Here is an 18,273-nt window from a genome sequence, read left to right on the forward strand (position 1 = left end):
CGGCTGATTATGAGGAAGTTTCGCTTAGGTTAATTCCAGCTGGGTGCGGGCGGAGAGACATCGGGATCGGGATCGGGTTTCATCGTCACGCGCCCTTCGCGGGTTCGGCGGCAGAACCGTCGCCGGCAGGACCGTCGTCGACCCGACTCCGGGCGCGGTGCACCAGGTTCTCCTGGTCGACCGGAAGGGCGAGGACCATGGTGAGGCCGCCCGCGGGAGTGTCATCCGCGACGAGCGTTCCGCCCATCCCTTCGACGAATCCTTTCGTCAGCGCGAGTCCGAGCCCGATGCCCGCGTTGTTGTCCGTGTCCCCCATCCGCTGGAACGGGTGGAAGATCTCCTCCTTGCGGTCATCCGGCACGCCGGGGCCGTGATCGGCGACGCGGACTTCGACCTGTCCGCCGAACGTGCTCGCGCTGAGACGGGGCGGCTGCCCGACGGGTGAATAGCGCAGCGCATTGCTGAGCAGGTTGACGATGGCGCGCCGCAGCAGGACGGGATCGGCGGTGACCGACGGCAGGTCCTCCGGCATGTCGATCGTGACCTCGCCGGGCCGGACCGACAGTTCGTCGAGGACCGGCGGCAACAGATCCTCGAGGTCGACCGGCTGCAAGGAGACCGCCAGAACGCCGGCCTGCACACGGCTGACGTCGAGGAGGTTGGTCAGCAGGTCGGCGAGGTTACGCAGGCTGACCTCTGCCGTGTCCAGGAGCTCCGCCTTGTCCGGGCTGGAGAGCCGGCTGCCGGCAGTTCGCAGGCTCGTCACCGCGGCCGTCGCCGCCGCCAGCGGACGGCGCAGGTCGTGGCCGACGGCTGCGAGCAGTGCGGTGCGGACGCGGTCGGTGGCCTCCAGCGGTCCGACCTCCTGCGCCGCGTTGCTGAGGTCGGCGTGTTCCAGTGCGGCGTCGAGCTGGGTCACGATGACCGAGAGCAGGCGGCGGTCGCCGGCCTGGAGGTCGTCGCCGAACAGCTCCAGCGTCCCGCGCTCACCGACGGGGACGCGGGTGGGGACGGCGTCCACCGGGATGTCCCCGTCGACGTTGTGCACGGCCCCGTCGTCGGCGGTGAACCGCACGGCCGCGAGCCCGAAGGCTTCACGGGTGCGGGACACGAGGGATTGAACGGCGTCTCCGCCGCGGATGACGTTGCCGGCGATCGTCACCAGCAGTTCGGATTCGGCGGCCGCGCGCGCAGCGCTGCGCGTGCGGCGCGCCGATTGATCGACGACGACACTCACAAGCGCGGCGATGACGATGTACAGGGCGAGTGCGAGCAGGTGGGTCGGCTGGCCGATCGTCAGCGTGTTGTAGGGGGTGACGAAGACGAAGTCGAGAGTGAGGCCGGACAGCACGGCGGCGAACAGGGCCGGCCAGATGCCACCGACCAGGGCGACCACGACGACCAGCAGCTGGTAACTCAGCGTCTCCGCGGTGAGGGAGTCGGGACTGCGGATCGGCAGCAGCGCCAAGGTCAGCAGGGGCCCGGCGATCAATGCCAGCGCGAACCCGTAGACGCGCCGCCGGACGCTCAACGCTCCCGCGCGGCCGAAACGCGGGAGGTTCCGGCCTCCTGCGGCGGCGTGGGAGACGATGTGCACGTCGATGTCGCCGGACTCACGGATCACCGTCGAGCCGACCCCCGACCCGGTGAGGAAGGCGGTGAGCCGGTTGCGCCGGGAGACCCCGATGACCAGCTGCGTCGCGTTGCTCGCCCGGGCGAACGCGACCAACGCCTCAGGGATGTCGGTGCCGACGACCTGGTGGTAGGTTCCGCCGAGTTCTTCGACCAGTTTCCGCTGCGCGGCCAGGGCGGCCGGGTCGGTCTCCCGCAGGCCGTCCTGGTTGGCGACATGCACCGCCAGCAACTCGCCGCTCCCCGATCGCGCCGCCACGCGCGCGCCGCGGCGGAGGAGGGTCTCGCCCTCCGGGCCGCCGGTGAGGGCGACGACGACGCGCTCCCGCGCCTCCCACTTCTCCTGGATGCCGTGCTCGGCGCGGTACCGCTGGAGCGCCTGGTCGACCTCGTCCGCCAGCCAGACCAGCGTCAGCTCACGCAGCGCCGTGAGGTTGCCCAGGCGGAAGTAATTCGAGAGCGCCGCGTCGATGCGGGCCGCCGGGTACACCTGGCCCTCGGCGAGGCGGTCGCGCAGGGACTGCGGGGTGAGGTCGACGACCTCGATCTGGTCGGCGCTGCGGACGATGGAGTCCGGGATCGTCTCGCGTTGCGGGACGCCGGTGATCTGCTCCACCACATCGTTGAGCGATTCGATGTGCTGGACGTTCACCGTCGAGATCACGTCGATCCCCGCGGCGAGGATCTGCTCGACGTCCTGCCACCGTTTCGCGTTCGCCGAGCCGGGGGCGTTGGTGTGCGCAAGCTCGTCGACCAGGGCGAGGGCCGGCTTGCGCGCGATGACGGCGTCCAGGTCCATCTCGGTCAGGGTGATGCCGCGATGCTCCACCGTGCGGCGCGGAACCACCTCCAGGCCGTCCAGCAGCGCGGCCGTCGCCTCGCGTTCGTGGGTCTCCACCACGGCGACGACGACGTCCTTGCCCAGATCGTGCAGGCGATGCCCTTCCTCGAGCATCAGGTAGGTCTTGCCGACCCCGGGTGCTGCGCCGAGCAGCACCCGGAGCCGGCCGCGAACCGCCATCCGTCTGTTCTTCTACTTGTTGCCGCTGGGGTCCATCGCCGCCAGGGCGATGTTCAGCTGCAGCACGTTGACAGTGGGCTCGCCGAGATAGCCGAGGTCGCGCTGCTGAACGTGGTCGTTCACCAGTTTGCGAACCGAGTCGGCGCTGATCCCGCGCGCCCTCGCCACCGCGTCCACCTGGAGCAGAGCGTAGGCGGGCGAGATGTGGGGGTCCAGGCCGGACCCGGAGGCCGTGACCGCGTCGGCCGGGATCCGGCTCGCGCTCACGCCGTCGGTCTTCTCGATGGTCTGCGTGCGCTGCTGCACCGCCTTCAGCAGGTCGGGGTTGTTCGGGCCGTAGTTGCTGCCGCTGGACGCGCCTGCGTCATAGCCGTTGCCGGCCGCCGACGGGCGGGACTGGAACCACTGCGGAAGCGGGTTGCCCTTCTTGTCCGTGAAGGACTGCCCGATCAGAGCCGACCCGACGACGGTGCCGCTCGAGCTGACGGTCGATCCGTTGGCCTGACCGGGGAAGGCGAGCTGTCCGATCCCCGTGATGAGCAGGGGGTAGGCGATCCCCACCACCACGGTGATGATGAGCAGCGCCCGCAGGCCGACCCAGTACTGGCGCCCTGTTCCACGTGCCGAAGCATTCATGATGAGTTCCGTTCTGGTTTCTAGAATCCGGGGATCAGGCTGATCGCGAGATCGATGAGTTTGATCCCGATGAAGGGGGCGATGATTCCGCCGAGGCCGTAGATCAGCAGGTTGCTGCGCAGCAGCAACGAGGCCGAGGTGGCTCGGTAGCGGACACCGCGCAGCGCGAGCGGGATAAGGATCACGATGATGATCGCGTTGAAGATCACCGCCGACAGGATCGCCGAGGACGGCGAGTGCAGCTGCATGATGTTGATCGCCTGCAGGCCGGGGAACACCCCGACGAACATCGCGGGGATGATCGCGAAGTACTTGGCCACGTCGTTCGCGATCGAGAACGTGGTGAGCGCGCCACGGGTGATCAGGAGCTGCTTGCCGATGCGGACGATGTCGATCAGCTTGGTCGGGTCCGAGTCGAGGTCGACCATGTTGCCGGCCTCCTTCGCCGCCGACGTGCCCGTGTTCATCGCCACGCCCACGTCGGCCTGCGCGAGCGCGGGCGCGTCGTTGGTGCCGTCGCCGGTCATCGCGACCAGGTTGCCGCCCTGCTGCTCCTTGCGGATCAGGGCGAGCTTGTCCTCCGGTGTCGCCTCCGCCAAGAAGTCGTCGACGCCGGCCTCTGCCGCGATCGCCTTGGCGGTGACCGGGTTGTCGCCGGTGATCATCACCGTGCGGATCCCCATCCGGCGCATGTCGGCGAACCGCTCGGTCAGGCCGGTCTTGACGATGTCCTTCAGATAGATGACACCGAGGATGGTGGCCTCACCGGACGCCGACTTGGTCGCGACGGCGAGCGGCGTTCCGCCGGCCTCCGAGATGTGCAGCACCTTCTCGTCCAGATCGCTGAGTATCGAGGACGGCACAGGTGCCGACTCCTGCGCCCACGCCACCACCATCGACGCAGCGCCCTTGCGGACCTGCGAGCCGTCGGCGAAGTCGACGCCGCTCATCCGGGTCTGCGCCGTGAACGGCACGACCTCACCGTCCAGCTCTCCTTCGTGCGTGTAGCCGAGCTCCGAGGCGAGGGCCACCACCGAGGAGCCCTCGGGCGTCGGGTCGCTCAAGGATGCCAGCGCGGCGGCTTTCACCAGGTCGGCCTGCTGCACGCCCGCCACCGCGGTGAACTCCGCGGCCTGCCGGTTGCCGTAAGTGATGGTGCCGGTCTTGTCCAGCAGCAGTGTCGTCACGTCGCCGGCCGCCTCGACCGCACGGCCGGACATCGCGAGGACGTTGTGCTGCACCAGCCGGTCCATGCCGGCGATGCCGATCGCGGAGAGCAGGGCGCCGATCGTGGTCGGGATGAGACACACCAGCAGGGCGACCAGGACGGTGACGCTCGGCGCGGCGTTCGCGAACCCCGCGGTGGGTCCGAGCACGAGCACGACGACGACGAAGATGATCGTCAGCGCGGCCAGCAGGATGTTCAGGGCGATCTCGTTCGGCGTCTTCTGCCGGGCCGCGCCCTCGACGAGCTTGATCATCCGGTCGACGAAGGTCTCGCCGGGCTTGCTGGTGATGCGCACCACAATGCGGTCGGAGAGCACCCGGGTGCCTCCGGTGACGGCGCTGCGGTCGCCTCCGGACTCCCGGACCACCGGCGCGGACTCACCCGTGATGGCCGACTCGTCGACCGAGGCGATCCCCCAGATGATGTCGCCGTCGCCGGGGATGAGCTCGCCGGCTGTGACGATGACGACATCGCCGAGGGTGAGATCGGCCGAGGCGACCTGCGTGACCGCGGCAGCGGTCGCGGCGGCGTCGTTCTTCTCGTCGTAGCCGCTGACCAGGTTCGCCACAGTGGTCGTGCGGGTCTTGCGCAGGCTGGCCGCCTGCGCCTTGCCGCGCCCCTCTGCCACCGACTCGGCCAGAGTGGCGAACAGCACGGTCAGCCACAGCCAGACCGCGATCGCCCAGGTGAAGGCGTTCGTCGTGACGCTGCCTCCGGACGTCTGCTTGCCGAGGAACGGCTCCGCGATCGCCAGGATCGTGGTGAGGGCCGCACCGATCTCCACGATGAACATGACCGGGTTGTGCCACATGTCGCGGGGATCGAGCTTGCGGAACGCACCGGGGAGGCCGGCGATCAGCTGCCGGGCGTTGAACGCGCCCTGCGGTGCCCTCCCGCCGTGGTCCTGGTGGTGCTGCCCGCGCGGGTCCGCGGTGTTGGTGAGTGTCGACATGATCAGTGCAGCCCTTCCGCCAGGGGACCCAGCGCGAGAACGGGGAAGTAGGTGAGTGCGGCGACGATGATGACGACGCCGACGACGAACGTGACGAACAGCGGCCGGTGCGTGGGCAGCGTGCCCGAGGTCGCCGGGACTTTGTCCTGTGCCGCGAGGGACCCGGCCAGCGCCAGGACGAACACGATCGGCAGGAACCGGCCGAGGAACATCGTGGTGCCGAGCGCGGCGTTCAGCCACGGCGTGTTCGCTGTGAGGCCTGCGAACGCGGAACCGTTGTTGTTGGCCGCCGACGTGAACGCGTAGAGGACCTCCGAGAAGCCGTGCTGGCCCGGGTTGAGGATCGAGACCTTCTCGATGTTGTCCTTGATCGCCGGGATGGCGAAGCTCAGGCCCGTGCCCAGCAGCACCAGGGTCGGTGTCATCAGGATGTAGAGGCTGGCGAGCTTGATCTCCCGCGAGCCGATCTTCTTCCCGAGGTACTCCGGGGTGCGCCCGACCATCAGTCCGGCGAGGAAGACGGAGATGACCGCGACCATGAGGATGCCGTAGAGGCCGGCGCCGATACCACCGGGAGCGACCTCGCCGGTCATCATGTTCAGCATCGCCATCATCCCGCCGAGCGGCGTGAAGCTGTCGTGCATGGAGTCGACAGCGCCGGTCGACGTCAGTGTGCTCGTCGTGCCGAACAGGGTCGTGCTGAGGATTCCGAAGCGCTGCTCCTTGCCCTCGAGCGCGCCGCCCGCCGCTTGCGTGGCGGTTCCGGCGCCCTGCAGTTCGAACAGGGTCATGGCGACCACCGAGATGATGAAGATCGTCGCCATCGCGCCCAGGATCGCGTAACCCTGGCGGTTGTCGCCGACCATCTTCCCGAAGGTGCGAGGCAGCGAGAACGGGATCAGCAGCATCAGGAAGATCTCGACCAGGTTCGTCCACGCCGTGGGGTTCTCGAACGGGTGAGCGGAGTTCACGTTGAAGAACCCGCCGCCGTTGTTGCCCAGGAGCTTGATCGCCTCCTGCGAGGCGACCGGACCGCCGGGGATCGTCGCCGTGCCCCCGGTGAGGGTGTGCACGCTGGGGAATCCGTTGAAGTTCTGGATCACACCGCCCACGATGAGGACGACGGCGAAGACGATCGAGAGCGGCAGCAGGATACGGAGCGTCGCCCGGGTGATGTCCACCCAGAAGTTGCCGATCGTTCCTGAGCGGTGGGCGGCGAAACCGCGCACCAGAGTGATCGCGATGGCGAGGCCGACGGCCGCGGACAGGAAGTTCTGCACCACCAGGCCCGCCATCTGGACCGTGTAGCCCACGGTCGTCTCTGGCGCGTACGACTGCCAGTTCGTGTTCGTCACGAAGGAGATGGCCGTGTTGAACGACAGCCCCTCCGGAACCGGCGGCAAGCCGAGAGCGTAGGGCAGCACCGCCTGAGTGCGCTGGAGCACATAGAGCAGCAGCACCCCGAGCACGGAGAACGCCACGACGCTCCGCAGGTAGACCGGCCAACTCTGTTCCACGCGCGAGTCGACCCCGATGAGCCGGTAGAAGCCGCGCTCGACTGTCAGATCCTTCCTCGTCGTGAACGTCGCCGCCATGTAGTCGCCGAGAGGGCGATAAACGATGGCGAGCATGAGGACGAGCGTGGCGAGCAACGCCACGAAAAGCCAGGCCGTCATCTCTAGAACTTCTCCGGCTTCAGCAGGGCGTACACCAGGTACGCGAGGGAGGCGACGGCCAGTGCCGCCGCGAGCAGGTTGAAGAAGATCACAGCTTCTCCACCCCTCGGCCCACCAGGGCGACGATCGCGCCGAGCGCGATGATCCCCACGACGCAAATCAGGTCCAACACGGGAATGTCTCCATCCGGGTTTCCGCGTCCCGGCCAGTCGGCGGGAACGCGGGGGTCCGGCGCTCTGCCGGACCAATGACCCATACAAGTGGACGGAGACCGCCCGGAACGGCGTCTTAACGCGATCCATACGGCTGGCGCGGAAGTCCTAACGCTTTCCCCCCCGGAATGACCTCAGCGGCGGAATCCGGGACCCCCTCGAGTCCCGGCGTAGTGGCTACGCGGCGTGTGCGACCCTCTGCGCCACGATCGCGGCGTCCCGCCCCACTCCGAACAACAAGGCCGACCGTCGAGACCGCATGAAGTGGACCCCGCAGAAGTACAGCCCGGGCATCGCGAGGCTCGCGCCGTCCAGCGTCACGGGGAAGCCGAGCTCGTCGCAGACCTCACCGTCGATCCAGCTGTAGTCGGGCCGGAATCCGGCTGCCAGCACGACCGCCCCGACGTCCCGCAGACTCACCTCGTCCACCGGTTCGGACCGGAAGGGAGGCGGAACGGGCAGGTCGGGGACACCGAAGCCCTTGGCGGGAAGCTGCGCGTGCAGGATGGCACGCATGCCGGCCCACCATTCGTCAGCGAAGGCGACCGAGTCCGCCACGTCATCGACGAAACCGATCCGTGTCCCGTCGCAGCCGGCGACGTGGCCGGCGAGCACGATGCCGAGCGCCTGAAGTGTCCGGAATCCCACGTCGTGCCCACCCCCGGCTCCGGTGAGCTGCGGGTTGGCGAGGAACCTGGCCGCGGGGGACGGCAGGCTCGCCACTGTCGCATCGAAGAACGTCGTCCGATCGAGCCACGTGATGATGTCGGTGTCGTCGAGACGCCGCGGTGCCCACGGCGCTCGCCCGCACGCGAGCACCACCTCCCGGCCCGAACGGATCAGCTCTTCGGCGATCTGGCACCCGGTCTGGCCGCTGCCGACGACAACGACCTTCCCCGCCGGGATCTGATCCGGATTCCGGTACTCGCTCGAAGACAGGATCAGGGGTTCGGGCACGGCAGCGAGGACGGACGGGCGATGCTGTCTGGCGAACGAGCCTGTGCACACGACGACCGCATCAGCCACCAGGTCTCCCGCGTCGGTTTCAGCGCGCAGGCCGCTGCCGTCGACTCTCAACCGGGTGACGTCGACACCCTCCACGATCGGCGACCGCACGGAGCGTGCGTAATCCTCGAGGTAGCCCACGATTGCGTCGCGAGGCACGTGGCCTTCCGGCTCGGATCCGGAATACGGGCTCCCGGGCAGCGCCAACGTCCAATTCGGTGTGACAAGGGTGAAGCTGTCCCACCGATCCCGCCACGCTTGACCGGGCTTCGCCCGCTCGACCACGACATGTTCGACGCCCAGCGCCTCCAGTTCATGGCTGACGGAGAGACCGGCCTGCCCTGCGCCTATCACGATGGCGGACATGCCCAGATGATAGAGCCGCGACGCGGGCAGGGGCGACCGGTAAGAGTGCCCCTGGAGGGACTCGAACCCCCAACCTTCTCCTTAGGACGGAGCAGCTCTTCCATTGAGCTACAGAGGCCAGTCCTTCCAGACTACCGGAGGGCGCGCCGGCGTCAGGCCGCCACCCCCAGGTAGTCCTGCCAGTCCGCCTGGCCGCCTTCCACACCGCGGACGACCCACGAGCTGTCGTGCGGGGCGCGGGGGGTGAGCTTCAGCGTCCAGCCCATCTCGGCCGGGGTGCGGTCGCCTTTGACGTTGTTGCAGCGCAGGCAGCAGGCGACCAGGTTCTCCCAGCTGTCCGCGCCGCCGCGAGAACGCGGGAGGACGTGGTCGATCGTCGTCGCCGTCTTGCCGCAGTAACCGCAGCGGTGGCCGTCGCGGCGCAAGACGCCGCGCCGGGAGACCGGCACCGCCCGGCCGTGCGGGATGCGCACGTAGCGGGTGAGCAGGATCACCGACGGGCGGTCGTAGCGGCCAGAGATGCTCCAGACCGGGTGGTCGGTGTCGCTCGCGAGGACTGTGGCCTTCTGATTCATCACCAGCACGATGGCGCGTTTGAAGGAGACGACCGCGAGAGGCTCGTAGCCGGCGTTGAGGACCAGTGTCTTCATCTGCGTCCTTTCGGGTCCGCGGGGTGAATGGGAACCGGGGAAACAAAAAGGGCACTGTCCGAACGGACAGCGCCCTGGAAGACGGCGGCATGGTGGCGGCACACCACATGGTGGCGGTGGCAGGCCTCGACATGGTGGCGGCAGGCGAGGAAGTCGCGGTGGCGCGGCAGCAGCTCGCGCTCGGCTCGGAGGCCGCGACCCACCCCGGTGGTCACCCTCTGTGACCGCACGGTGGTCGACTCGGCCATCGGATGCTCCGATCTGCACGGCTGCCTGGCGTTGCGCCAGGGCAACAGAGTAACGCAGAAATGGCGCGCCACCTATTCGTGGCGCGCCATCGCTGGTGCGTGCCCCGCAGTGTTCACCGCGGGTTCGGCTGTCAGATACCGAGCCGGACGACGTAGTAGTCGCTGGTCCAGATCGGGCGGATGGAGATGGACCGGCCCGTGTCCGGCGCGTCCATGATGTTGCCGTTGCCGGCGTAGAAGCCGATGTGGCCCGGCATCACGATCAGGTCGCCGGGCTGGGCGTCCGCGATCGAGATCTTCTTGCCGCGCGCGGCCTCCCCCGACACCGAGTGCGGGAGGGAGATGCCGAACTGGGCGTAGACGTACATCACGTAGCCGGAGCAGTCGAAGCCGGCGGGGGTCGAGCCGCCGTACACGTACGGGGTCCCGATGTACTGCTTCGCCACAGAGAACACCTGCGCCAGGCTGAAGCTCGGGTAGGGCGGGTTGGCCAGGAAGTCGGAGACCGACGGGCCGGAGTAGCTGGTGGCGTAGTTGGCGAGGGACACCGCGGCCCGCTGGCGGGCGGCCTCGGCGGCTGCGGTGGCGGCGGCCGCGGCCTTCGCCGCGTCGAGCTGCTGCTGGCTGGTCGCGGTGGCGGCGTCGCGGCTGACGGCGGAGGCGGTGACGCCCTGGCCGACGGCGACGGACTGCGCCTGCGCCTTCTTCATGCTGTCGGACGCGCTCGGGCCGAAGGACGCCGAATCCGCGCCGTTCGGGTTGAACGCGAACGCCGGCAGCGACATCGTCGCGATGATGCCGGTCGCCACGGTGATGACACCGACGTTGAGGATCCAGCCGCCCTTGCGCTTCGCGGCGGGCTTGCCGGAATCCTTCGCGGCAGGGGCGGGCGCCGTCGCGGCGGCCCGCTGGGCCACTGGGACCGGCGCTTTCGCCGAGCGGAGCGACCGCCTGGAGACGAGATGCGACCCGGACGTGGACGTCGACGACGACGTCGAAGCGGTGTTTTCCGGGTCCTGAGGAGTCCGGTCCTGGGCAGGATCGGGCGTACCAGAGTGTGCCAAAGTGCAACCTCCTGCGCTCCGGCAGCACTAGGGAGCTGCCCCCGTCCGATGCGATCGGCATTCGGCTTCACCGACCAGGAGACGGGTCTCAGGGGGGTTGGAACGTCCCGGTCGGGGTCCTGATGGGCCGGCTTCTGGCCCGTTCGGACTCGTTAGAGACTACGGGACCACCGGCCGTTTGTCACATTGTTTAATGCCTTTTTTAACGAATCGGTAACGGAGTTCAGGCATCCACGAAGATGTGCGCCGCGAGCTCGTTCGGGAGTTCCAGGCCGGATTCGAAGCCGTCGATCTGCACGGTGACGTACGACCCGGCAGCAGCGAAAGTGCCGGTCGAGCCGGGAAAGACGCCGGCCTGCTTGAGCTGCAGGAGCAGCTCGGGGTCGACCTGCGCCGGCTCACCCAGCCGGCGGATCCTGGCAGTCACCTCCGAATCGCCGCCTCGCACGGCATCGACGAGGTTGACCAGGTTCTCGGTGGAGGCCGCGTCAGGCGCGCCCAGCTCCCCCAGGCCCGGAATGGGGTTGCCGTAAGGCGACTCGGTGGGGTGGCCGAGCATGGTGATCAGCTTGCGCTCGACCTGCTCGCTCATGACGTGCTCCCAGCGGCACGCCTCCTCGTGCACGTACTCCCACTCCAGCTCGATGACGTCGCTGAGCAGGCGCTCGGCCAGGCGGTGCTTGCGCATGACGTGCACGGCCTTGCGGCGGCCGTCGTCGGTGAGCTCCAGGTGGCGGTCGCCGGAGACGACGACGAGCCCGTCGCGCTCCATCCGGCCGACGGTCTGCGAGACGGTCGGGCCCGAGTGGCCGAGACGCTCGGAGATGCGCGCACGCAGCGGGACGATGTTGTCCTCCTCCAGCTCCAGGATGGTGCGGAGGTACATCTCTGTCGTGTCGATCAGGTCGGTCATGGGCCCCTCCCGTGCGGGCGCGCGGATATGCGGATACGAGCCTACTTGCTGCAGGCGACGGCGAGGTGACGGCTCCCCGTCGTCAGGCGTCATAGGGCCCGCCGCACCGTTCAACAGCCAATACACTTCAGTTATGCCGGACGTGACCATTCCCACCGACCTCCTGCCCGCCGACGGACGATTCGGCTGCGGGCCGTCCAAGGTCCGCCCGGAGCAGGTCGCGTACCTGGCCGGGCCCGGCGCGGAGCTGCTCGGCACCTCCCACCGGCAGGCTCCGGTGAAGGATCTGGTCGGCCGGGTCCGCTCGGGCCTCGGCGAGCTCTTCCGCCTGCCGGAGGGCTACGAGGTCGTCCTCGGCAACGGCGGCTCCAGCGCGTTCTGGGACGCCGCGGCGTTCTCCCTCATCCAGGAGCGCAGCCAGAACCTGGTCTTCGGCGAGTTCGGCGGCAAGTTCGCCAAGGCGGCGAAGACCCCGTGGCTGCAGGCCCCCCACGTCATCGAGGCCCCGGCGGGCTCCCGGGCGGAGGCCGAGGCGGTGGAGGGCGTGGACGTCTACGCCTGGACGCACAACGAGACCTCCACGGGCGTGATGGCGCCGGTGAAGCGCGTGCACGGCGACGCCGGAGCGCTGACCGTGATCGACGCGACCAGCGCGGCGGGAGGCGCCGACTTCGACGTCACCGAGGCCGACGTCTACTACTTCGCGCCGCAGAAGAACTTCGCCTCCGATGGCGGCCTCTGGTTCGCGCTGTTCTCCCCCGCGGCGATCGAGCGGGTCGAGCGGGTCGCCGCGAGCGACCGCTACATCCCGGAGTTCCTCAGCATCAAGAACGCGATCGACAACTCGCGCCTCAACCAGACTCTGAACACCCCGGCCGTCGCGACGCTCGTGCTGCTGGAGAACCAGCTCGAATGGATGAACGGCAACGGCGGCCTCGCGTGGGCCGACGCGCGCACGAAGGAGTCGTCCAGCGCGCTCTACACGTGGGCCGAGGGCGTCGAGTACGCGACGCCGTTCGTCGCCGACCCTGCGCACCGCTCCCAGGTGGTCGTCACGATCGACTTCGACGACCGGATCGACGCGGCCGCGGTCGCCAAGGCCCTCCGCGCGAACGGCGTCGTCGACACCGAGCCCTACCGCAAGCTGGGCCGCAACCAGCTCCGCGTCGCGACGTTCACGGCCATCGAGCCGGACGACGTGCGCGCGCTGATCGGCTGCGTCGAATACGTGGTCGAGCGCCTGGGCTGAGCGGGGCGCAAGACCGGAGAAGAAAGGACGGGCGGATCGTGCGACTGTGGCTGCGCGACGACGAACGCCGCCCCGACCCGGTACCCGTGCCGACGGACGACCGCCGGGCCGTGCTCGTCGGCATCGGGCTCTGGGTGCTCGCGCTGATCCCGACGCTCATCCTCGCCGGACCCATCGCCGCCGCGGGCGGCGGCTGGTGGATCTGGACGGTCGTCGTCGGGATCGCGCTAGGACTGCTCGGCTTCGCCTACCTCAGCGTCACCCGCGCCCGCCGGCGCCGGTGAGCCGCTGACGGGCTCGGCGTCGTCGGCTTCCTCGTCGTCGGCTTCCTCGTCGTCGGTTTCCTCGTCGTCATCGGTCTCGGCCTCGTCAACCTCAGCGCTGTCGTCCGCGAGCGCCGCCGCCTCCTCGGTCGCGAGGTCGAGCTCCGTGTCGACGTCGGTGTCCTCGTCGAACGCCACGTCGACGGAGTCGATGTCGACGCCGTCGAGGTCGTCGTCGGCGAGGAGGTCGTGGACGTCGCGGTCGTCGTCCGAGTCGTCGTCGGTCTCGGAGTCCTCGGACTCCTCGTCGTACTCGTCCTCGTCCTCGTAGTCGTCGGCGTCGTCCTCCGCGTGGGCGTCCTCGCCCTCGGCTCCTGCCGCCTCGGCCGCGAGCGCCTCCTGGGCGGCCTGGTACTCCGCGAGGCGCTCCGACCACGGCACCCAGTCGGGCGCGAGGAGGGCGTCCTCGCCGGGCATCAGCTCGGCCTCCAGCACGGTCGGCTCGGCGTCGCCGTCGGCCCGACCGATGGTGACCGTCCAGTGCCAGCCCGGGTAGCCCGCGAGCGCGGCGGCGAACAGCAGCGACACGACGCCGCCGGGCTCGACGACGTGCCCGAGGGGCTCGCCGATCGTGCTCTCCGGGGTGATCTCGGCGAGCGCGGCCCGGGCGAGCGGGAGCGCGGCCAGCAGGTCGGCTACCTCGGCCTCGCTCAGTTCGACAGCGACGGGCTCGGGCGCCTGCGCCTCCGCCTCGCCGGCTTCGACGTCCGTGGGCTCGGCGTCATCCGATCCGACCTCGATCGACTCGTCGATCTCGACCAATTCGTCCTGCGTCGTGGACTCCTCGGCGCCCGACTCGACGGTGCCCGGCCCCTCCGTGCTCGGGTCCTCAGGCATCCAGGTCGTCCGCAACCCGGCGCAGCACCGCCGCGATCTTGGCGCCGTGCGCCTTGTCCGGGTACTTGCCGCGGCGCAGGTTGGCGCCGATGCCGTCGAGCAGCTTCACGAGGTCCTCGACGATGATCGCCATGTCGTCGGCCGACTTGCGCTTCATCTTCACCAGGCTGGGCGGGGCCTCCAGCACACGCACCGAGAGGGCCTGCGCGCCGCGCTTGCCGTCCGCGATGCCGAACTCGAGGCGCGAACCGGCTTTCACCACCGCGCCGGCGGGCAGCGCAGAGGCGTGCAGGAAGACCTCCTGGCCGTCATCGGTTGCGATGAAGCCGAAGCCCTTCTCCTCGTCGTAGAACTTGACCTTGCCGGTCGGCATGGGAACCTCACTTCACATGGGGGATCGAATGACCAACCTCAATTATCCTTGATTTCGTGACTTCGCAGACCCCGCCGCCCGCATCCCGCCTCCAGCGCGTCCTCTCATACATCGTGGCGGCGCTGGTCGTCGTGTCGCTGGCGTGCATCGCAGCCATCCTGGTGGGGTCCGCGCTCGGCGGGATGCCGCAGCAGGGCTCGGGTCAGGGGCTGTGGCCCGCGGTCTTCCTCTTGCCGCTGATCGCGCTGCCGATCGCGTTCGTGCTGCTGATCACGCTCATCATCGTCACCGGCCGGCAGCGCAGCAGAGCGGCGAAGGCCGCGGCCGGGCCGAAGGACCGACGCTGACCTCCCCTTCCGGACCGGCGCGATGACGACGACGCTCGCCTTGGCGGCGCTGCTCCGCGCGCTGCCCGACGACGAGCTCGCGGCGCTGCTGCGGGTCCGCCCGGTGCGCCGCGCCGGAGTGTCCGACTTCTTCGACCTGGCCGAGGCACTGCTCGACCCGGAGTCCGTGCAGCGGGCGCTCGCGCCGCTCGACCGTCCGCGGCTCGCCACACTGGCGATGCTGGGCGAGGCGGGCGGCGCCCGGACCATCGAGTGGATCGCCGCCCGGCTCGGCGAGCACCCGGCCACCTCCGGAGCCACCGTGGACACCGTCCGCACGGACGTGGCAGCTCTCGCCGCCGTCGCCCTGCTGCACCCCACCGAAGACGGCGCCGCCGCCTACGACGCCGTCACCGCACGGCTCTCCGCCTGGCCGGCGCTCGGCCTCCCCCGCCCGGCGGCCCTGCTGGACACCGCCCCTCCCGCCGTCCCGCAGCCGCTGACGTCCGACGAGCTGGCCGCGTCCGACCGGCTCGCCGCCGAGCGCGCCTTCGAGGCCGTCGCCGGCGTCTCCGAGCTGCTGACCGAGCTCGGCAGGGAGGGCGCGCGCGAACTCCAGAAGGGCGGCCTCGCCCTCCCGGCCGTCAAGCGTCTCGCGGACGCGCTGGCCGTGGACGCCGCCATCGTCCCCGTCGCGCTCTCCGTCGCCGCGCGGGCCGGGCTGGCCGCCGTCGCGGACGGGCTCTGGTTGCCGACCGCGGAGGCCGCCGCCTGGCAGCACGCCACGACGGCGGACCGCTGGCGCGCCCTGGCCGGCGCGTGGCTCGACGGCCTGCCCGGCGACCTCCGCCCGCTCTTCGCGGCGCGCAGCCGGTCGCCGTGGGGCGAGCCTCTGCGCGTCCACCTCGCCTGGCTGTACCCGGCGGCGGTCGCCGAGACCGAGCAGCGCGTCGAGCAGCACGTGGGTGAGGCGGAGTGGCTCGGCATCACCGCCGGCCGCTCCCCGGGCTCCGCGGGCGCACTGCTCCTGGAGTCCGGCCCTGCCGAGGCGGCAGCCGCGATGGTCGCGCGCTTCCCCGCCGAGGTCTCCCAGGTCTACCTGCAGCACGACCTGACCGTCATCTCCCCCGGCCCCTTGGCGCCGGACGTGGAGGCCCGGCTGCGCACGATGGCGGACCTGGAGAGCAGGGCGCTGGCCTCCACCTTCCGGTTCTCCGCGGCCTCCGTCGACCGCGCGGTGACCGCGGGCGAGACTGCCGCGAGCATCCACGACTTCCTCGCGGCCGTCTCCCTCACCGGGGTGCCGCAGCCGCTCGACTACCTGATCGCCGACGCCGTCGAGCGCCACGGCCGGGTGCGGGTGCGCGACGCCGAGGCGGGGGCGGAGGGCCGGGCGGTGGTGCGCTCCGACGACGCGACCCTGCTCGGCACGATCGCGGTCGACCAGTCCCTGTCGTCGCTGCGGCTGCTGCGCGCCGACGAGCGGACGCTGGTGAGCCGGTTCCCGCGGGACGTCGTCTACTGGGCGCTCAGCGACGCGCGCTACCCGGTGGTCGCCGAGGACGCCTCGGGTGCGCTCGTCACCCCGCAGCGCCGGAGGGTCGCGGAGCGGACCGCCCCCGCTGCGACCCGCGATCCCGCGGCCGAGCTGGTCGCCCGGCTGCGCGAGGCGGACGCCACGGAGGCCGACACCGGCGAGCAGTGGCTCGCCCGCCAGCTCGACCAGGCCGTGCGCGCGCGGCAGACGGTGGTGGTGCAGGTCGCGATGCCGGACGGCCGGCTGGTCGACTACCTCCTGGAGCCGACCGGCATCGGCGGAGGGCGGTTACGCGGCCGCGACCGGGCGGCGGACATCGAGCGGACCCTGCCGCTCTCCAGCGTCAAGGGTCTGCGCAGCGTAGACTGAGCGGTCATGTCCGATGGCCCCCTGATCGTCCAGAGCGACCGCACCGTTCTCCTCGAAGTCGCGCATCCCGCGGCCGAGGACGCCCGCCACGACCTCGCGGTCTTCGCCGAGCTGGAGCGCGCGCCCGAGCACATTCACACCTACCGGATCACGCGGCTGGGCCTGTGGAACGCCCGCGCGGCCGGGCACACCGCCGAGGACATGCTCGGGACGCTCGAGAAGTACTCCAAGTTCCCGATCCCGCAGACGGTGACGGTGGACGTGTCGGAGACCGTCGCCCGCTACGGCCGGCTGGTCATCGAGCGCGACGAGGAGGGCACCCTGCTGCTGCGCTCCTCCGACCGGCCCGTGCTGCTGGAGGTGGCGACGGCCAAGCGCATCGCCCCGCTGCTGGTCGAGCGCCGCGACGAGACGACCTTCACCGTGGAGGCCTGGGCCCGCGGTCAGCTCAAGCAGGAGCTGGTCAAGCTCGGCTGGCCGGCGGAGGACCTCGCCGGCTACACCCCGGGAACGCCGCACCCGATCGACCTGGACGAGAGCGGCTGGGCGCTGCGCGACTACCAGCGCAAGGCGGTCAGCAACTTCTTCGACGGCGGCTCCGGCGTCGTCGTGCTCCCCTGCGGCGCGGGCAAGACCTTGGTCGGCGCCGGCGCGATGGCCACGGCCAAGACGACGACGCTCATCCTGGTGACCAACACCGTATCGGCGCGGCAGTGGCGGGACGAGCTGCTCAAGCGCACCTCCCTCACCGCGGAGGAGATCGGCGAGTACTCGGGCCAGGTCAAGGAGGTCAAGCCGGTCACGATCGCGACCTACCAGATCCTCACCGCCAAACGGAAGGGCGAGTACGCGCACCTGGCGCTGCTCGACGCGCTGGACTGGGGACTGGTCGTCTACGACGAGGTGCACCTGCTGCCCGCGCCGGTGTTCAAGCTGACGGCCGAACTGCAGGCACGCCGGCGCCTCGGCCTCACGGCGACGCTGGTCCGCGAGGACGGCCGGGAGGGCGACGTGTTCAGCCTGATCGGCCCGAAGCGCTTCGACGCGCCGTGGAAGGAGATCGAGTCGCAGGGCTTCATCTCCCCCGCCGCCTGCTTCGAGGTGCGGATCGACCTGCCGCCCTCCGACCGGCTGAGCTACGCTGCGGCGGCGGACGACGAGCGCTACCGGCTCGCCGCGACCGCTCCGGCGAAGCTGGACGTGGTCCGGCAGCTCGTCGACCGGCACGCCGGCGAGCGGATCCTGGTGATCGGCCAGTACCTCGACCAGATCGACGAGCTCGCGGAGGCGCTGGACGCGCCGCAGCTCACCGGCGCGACGCCCGTGGACGAGCGCGAGCGGCTGTACCAGGAGTTCCGGGACGGCACGACGCCGGTGCTGGTGGTCAGCAAGGTCGCGAACTTCTCGGTCGACCTCCCGGAGGCGACGGTCGCCATCCAGGTGTCCGGGTCGTACGGGTCGCGGCAGGAGGAGGCCCAGCGCCTCGGCCGGCTGCTGCGCCCGAAGCAGTCCGGGCTGTCGGCCAACTTCTACACGCTGGTCTCCCGCGACACGGTCGACCAGGACTTCGCGCAGAACCGCCAGCGCTTCCTCGCCGAGCAGGGCTACTCGTACACCATCCTCGACGCGCACGCCCTCGCCGCGGCGTAGCCCGCG

The 18,273-nt window shown here is 70.1% G+C and carries 16 protein-coding genes and 1 tRNA gene; 5 read left to right on the top strand and 12 right to left on the bottom strand.

All coding sequences use genetic code 11. The features are described 5' to 3' along the window. Window positions 1–85: 85 nt before the first annotated feature. The 10 genes from AC1ROW_RS13045 to AC1ROW_RS13090 form a co-directional block, all read right to left on the bottom strand. Window positions 86–2,653, bottom strand: a complete 2,568-nt coding sequence (locus tag AC1ROW_RS13045) for a DUF4118 domain-containing protein (RefSeq protein ID WP_493019331.1) — start codon at window positions 2,651–2,653, stop codon at window positions 86–88. A 12-nt stretch (window positions 2,654–2,665) separates the two neighbouring features. After that, window positions 2,666–3,289, bottom strand: coding sequence for a K(+)-transporting ATPase subunit C (gene kdpC / locus AC1ROW_RS13050; protein ID WP_493019332.1), 624 nt, complete (start codon window positions 3,287–3,289; stop codon window positions 2,666–2,668). A 20-nt stretch (window positions 3,290–3,309) separates the two neighbouring features. After that, window positions 3,310–5,469 (bottom strand): potassium-transporting ATPase subunit KdpB, encoded by a 2,160-nt coding sequence (kdpB, locus tag AC1ROW_RS13055; RefSeq protein WP_493019333.1) that lies wholly within the window; start codon window positions 5,467–5,469, stop codon window positions 3,310–3,312. Between the two features lie 2 nt (window positions 5,470–5,471). Further along, window positions 5,472–7,145: a potassium-transporting ATPase subunit KdpA gene (kdpA, locus tag AC1ROW_RS13060; protein ID WP_493019334.1), complete on the bottom strand. Its 1,674-nt coding sequence runs from the start codon at window positions 7,143–7,145 to the stop codon at window positions 5,472–5,474. 2 nt (window positions 7,146–7,147) lie between these two features. Next, the gene (gene kdpF / locus AC1ROW_RS13065; RefSeq protein ID WP_175336857.1) at window positions 7,148–7,237 is read right to left on the bottom strand and encodes a K(+)-transporting ATPase subunit F; all 90 of its coding nucleotides are present in this window, start codon (window positions 7,235–7,237) and stop codon (window positions 7,148–7,150) included. A gap of 297 nt (window positions 7,238–7,534) precedes the next feature. Continuing rightward, window positions 7,535–8,728 carry an NAD(P)-binding domain-containing protein gene (locus AC1ROW_RS13070; RefSeq protein ID WP_493019335.1) on the bottom strand — a complete coding sequence of 398 codons (1,194 nt, stop codon included), beginning with the start codon at window positions 8,726–8,728 and terminating at the stop codon, window positions 7,535–7,537. A gap of 46 nt (window positions 8,729–8,774) precedes the next feature. After that, window positions 8,775–8,846: transfer RNA gene (locus AC1ROW_RS13075), tRNA-Arg, on the bottom strand. 34 nt (window positions 8,847–8,880) lie between these two features. Further along, window positions 8,881–9,378 carry an HNH endonuclease gene (locus AC1ROW_RS13080; protein WP_493019337.1) on the bottom strand — a complete coding sequence of 166 codons (498 nt, stop codon included), beginning with the start codon at window positions 9,376–9,378 and terminating at the stop codon, window positions 8,881–8,883. A 379-nt stretch (window positions 9,379–9,757) separates the two neighbouring features. Further along, the gene (locus AC1ROW_RS13085; protein ID WP_493019338.1) at window positions 9,758–10,543 is read right to left on the bottom strand and encodes a C40 family peptidase; all 786 of its coding nucleotides are present in this window, start codon (window positions 10,541–10,543) and stop codon (window positions 9,758–9,760) included. 370 nt (window positions 10,544–10,913) lie between these two features. Beyond that, on the bottom strand, window positions 10,914–11,603 hold the full coding sequence (locus AC1ROW_RS13090; RefSeq protein WP_493019339.1) for an iron-dependent transcriptional repressor DtxR: 690 nt from the start codon (window positions 11,601–11,603) through the stop codon (window positions 10,914–10,916). Between the two features lie 133 nt (window positions 11,604–11,736). Between AC1ROW_RS13090 and serC the strand changes: the two genes are divergently transcribed. Continuing rightward, on the top strand, window positions 11,737–12,852 hold the full coding sequence (gene serC / locus AC1ROW_RS13095) for a phosphoserine transaminase (RefSeq protein ID WP_493019340.1): 1,116 nt from the start codon (window positions 11,737–11,739) through the stop codon (window positions 12,850–12,852). A 38-nt stretch (window positions 12,853–12,890) separates the two neighbouring features. Continuing rightward, window positions 12,891–13,136, top strand: coding sequence for a DUF2530 domain-containing protein (locus tag AC1ROW_RS13100; protein WP_493019341.1), 246 nt, complete (start codon window positions 12,891–12,893; stop codon window positions 13,134–13,136). On the opposite strand, the gene AC1ROW_RS13105 is transcribed toward AC1ROW_RS13100, so the two are convergent. After that, window positions 13,080–14,012 (bottom strand): DUF3027 domain-containing protein, encoded by a 933-nt coding sequence (locus tag AC1ROW_RS13105; protein ID WP_493019342.1) that lies wholly within the window; start codon window positions 14,010–14,012, stop codon window positions 13,080–13,082. The two genes, AC1ROW_RS13100 and AC1ROW_RS13105, sit on opposite strands and share 57 nt — an antisense overlap. Further along, window positions 14,005–14,385, bottom strand: a complete 381-nt coding sequence (locus tag AC1ROW_RS13110) for a cold-shock protein (protein ID WP_185276707.1) — start codon at window positions 14,383–14,385, stop codon at window positions 14,005–14,007. The genes AC1ROW_RS13105 and AC1ROW_RS13110 overlap by 8 nt, the downstream gene beginning before the upstream one ends. 56 nt (window positions 14,386–14,441) lie before the next feature. On the opposite strand from AC1ROW_RS13110, the gene AC1ROW_RS13115 reads away from it, so the two are divergent. The 3 genes from AC1ROW_RS13115 to AC1ROW_RS13125 are packed head-to-tail and all read left to right on the top strand — an operon-like array spanning window position 14,442 to window position 18,267. Further along, the gene (locus AC1ROW_RS13115; RefSeq protein WP_493019343.1) at window positions 14,442–14,732 is read left to right on the top strand and encodes a hypothetical protein; all 291 of its coding nucleotides are present in this window, start codon (window positions 14,442–14,444) and stop codon (window positions 14,730–14,732) included. 22 nt (window positions 14,733–14,754) lie between these two features. Beyond that, entirely contained in the window at window positions 14,755–16,617 is a 1,863-nt protein-coding gene (locus AC1ROW_RS13120) for a helicase-associated domain-containing protein (protein ID WP_493019344.1), read from the top strand. A 6-nt stretch (window positions 16,618–16,623) separates the two neighbouring features. Next, the gene (locus AC1ROW_RS13125; protein WP_493019345.1) at window positions 16,624–18,267 is read left to right on the top strand and encodes a DNA repair helicase XPB; all 1,644 of its coding nucleotides are present in this window, start codon (window positions 16,624–16,626) and stop codon (window positions 18,265–18,267) included. The last annotated feature ends 6 nt before the right edge of the window (window positions 18,268–18,273 follow it).

The organism is Leifsonia sp. GW821-FHT13C09 (assembly GCF_058806435.1).

Bases quoted from the DNA above. Each gene is read 5' to 3' on its own strand.
- AC1ROW_RS13045 (WP_493019331.1), bottom strand. From the start codon at position 2,653: ATGGCGGTTCGCGGCCGGCTCCGGGTGCTGCTCGGCGCAGCACCCGGG.
- kdpC (WP_493019332.1), bottom strand. From the start codon at position 3,289: ATGAATGCTTCGGCACGTGGAACAGGGCGCCAGTACTGGGTCGGCCTG.
- kdpB (WP_493019333.1), bottom strand. From the start codon at position 5,469: ATGTCGACACTCACCAACACCGCGGACCCGCGCGGGCAGCACCACCAG.
- kdpA (WP_493019334.1), bottom strand. From the start codon at position 7,145: ATGACGGCCTGGCTTTTCGTGGCGTTGCTCGCCACGCTCGTCCTCATG.
- AC1ROW_RS13070 (WP_493019335.1), bottom strand. From the start codon at position 8,728: ATGTCCGCCATCGTGATAGGCGCAGGGCAGGCCGGTCTCTCCGTCAGC.
- AC1ROW_RS13080 (WP_493019337.1), bottom strand. From the start codon at position 9,378: ATGAAGACACTGGTCCTCAACGCCGGCTACGAGCCTCTCGCGGTCGTC.
- AC1ROW_RS13090 (WP_493019339.1), bottom strand. From the start codon at position 11,603: ATGACCGACCTGATCGACACGACAGAGATGTACCTCCGCACCATCCTG.
- serC (WP_493019340.1), top strand. From the start codon at position 11,737: ATGCCGGACGTGACCATTCCCACCGACCTCCTGCCCGCCGACGGACGA.
- AC1ROW_RS13105 (WP_493019342.1), bottom strand. From the start codon at position 14,012: ATGCCTGAGGACCCGAGCACGGAGGGGCCGGGCACCGTCGAGTCGGGC.
- AC1ROW_RS13110 (WP_185276707.1), bottom strand. From the start codon at position 14,385: ATGCCGACCGGCAAGGTCAAGTTCTACGACGAGGAGAAGGGCTTCGGC.
- AC1ROW_RS13120 (WP_493019344.1), top strand. From the start codon at position 14,755: ATGACGACGACGCTCGCCTTGGCGGCGCTGCTCCGCGCGCTGCCCGAC.
- AC1ROW_RS13125 (WP_493019345.1), top strand. From the start codon at position 16,624: ATGTCCGATGGCCCCCTGATCGTCCAGAGCGACCGCACCGTTCTCCTC.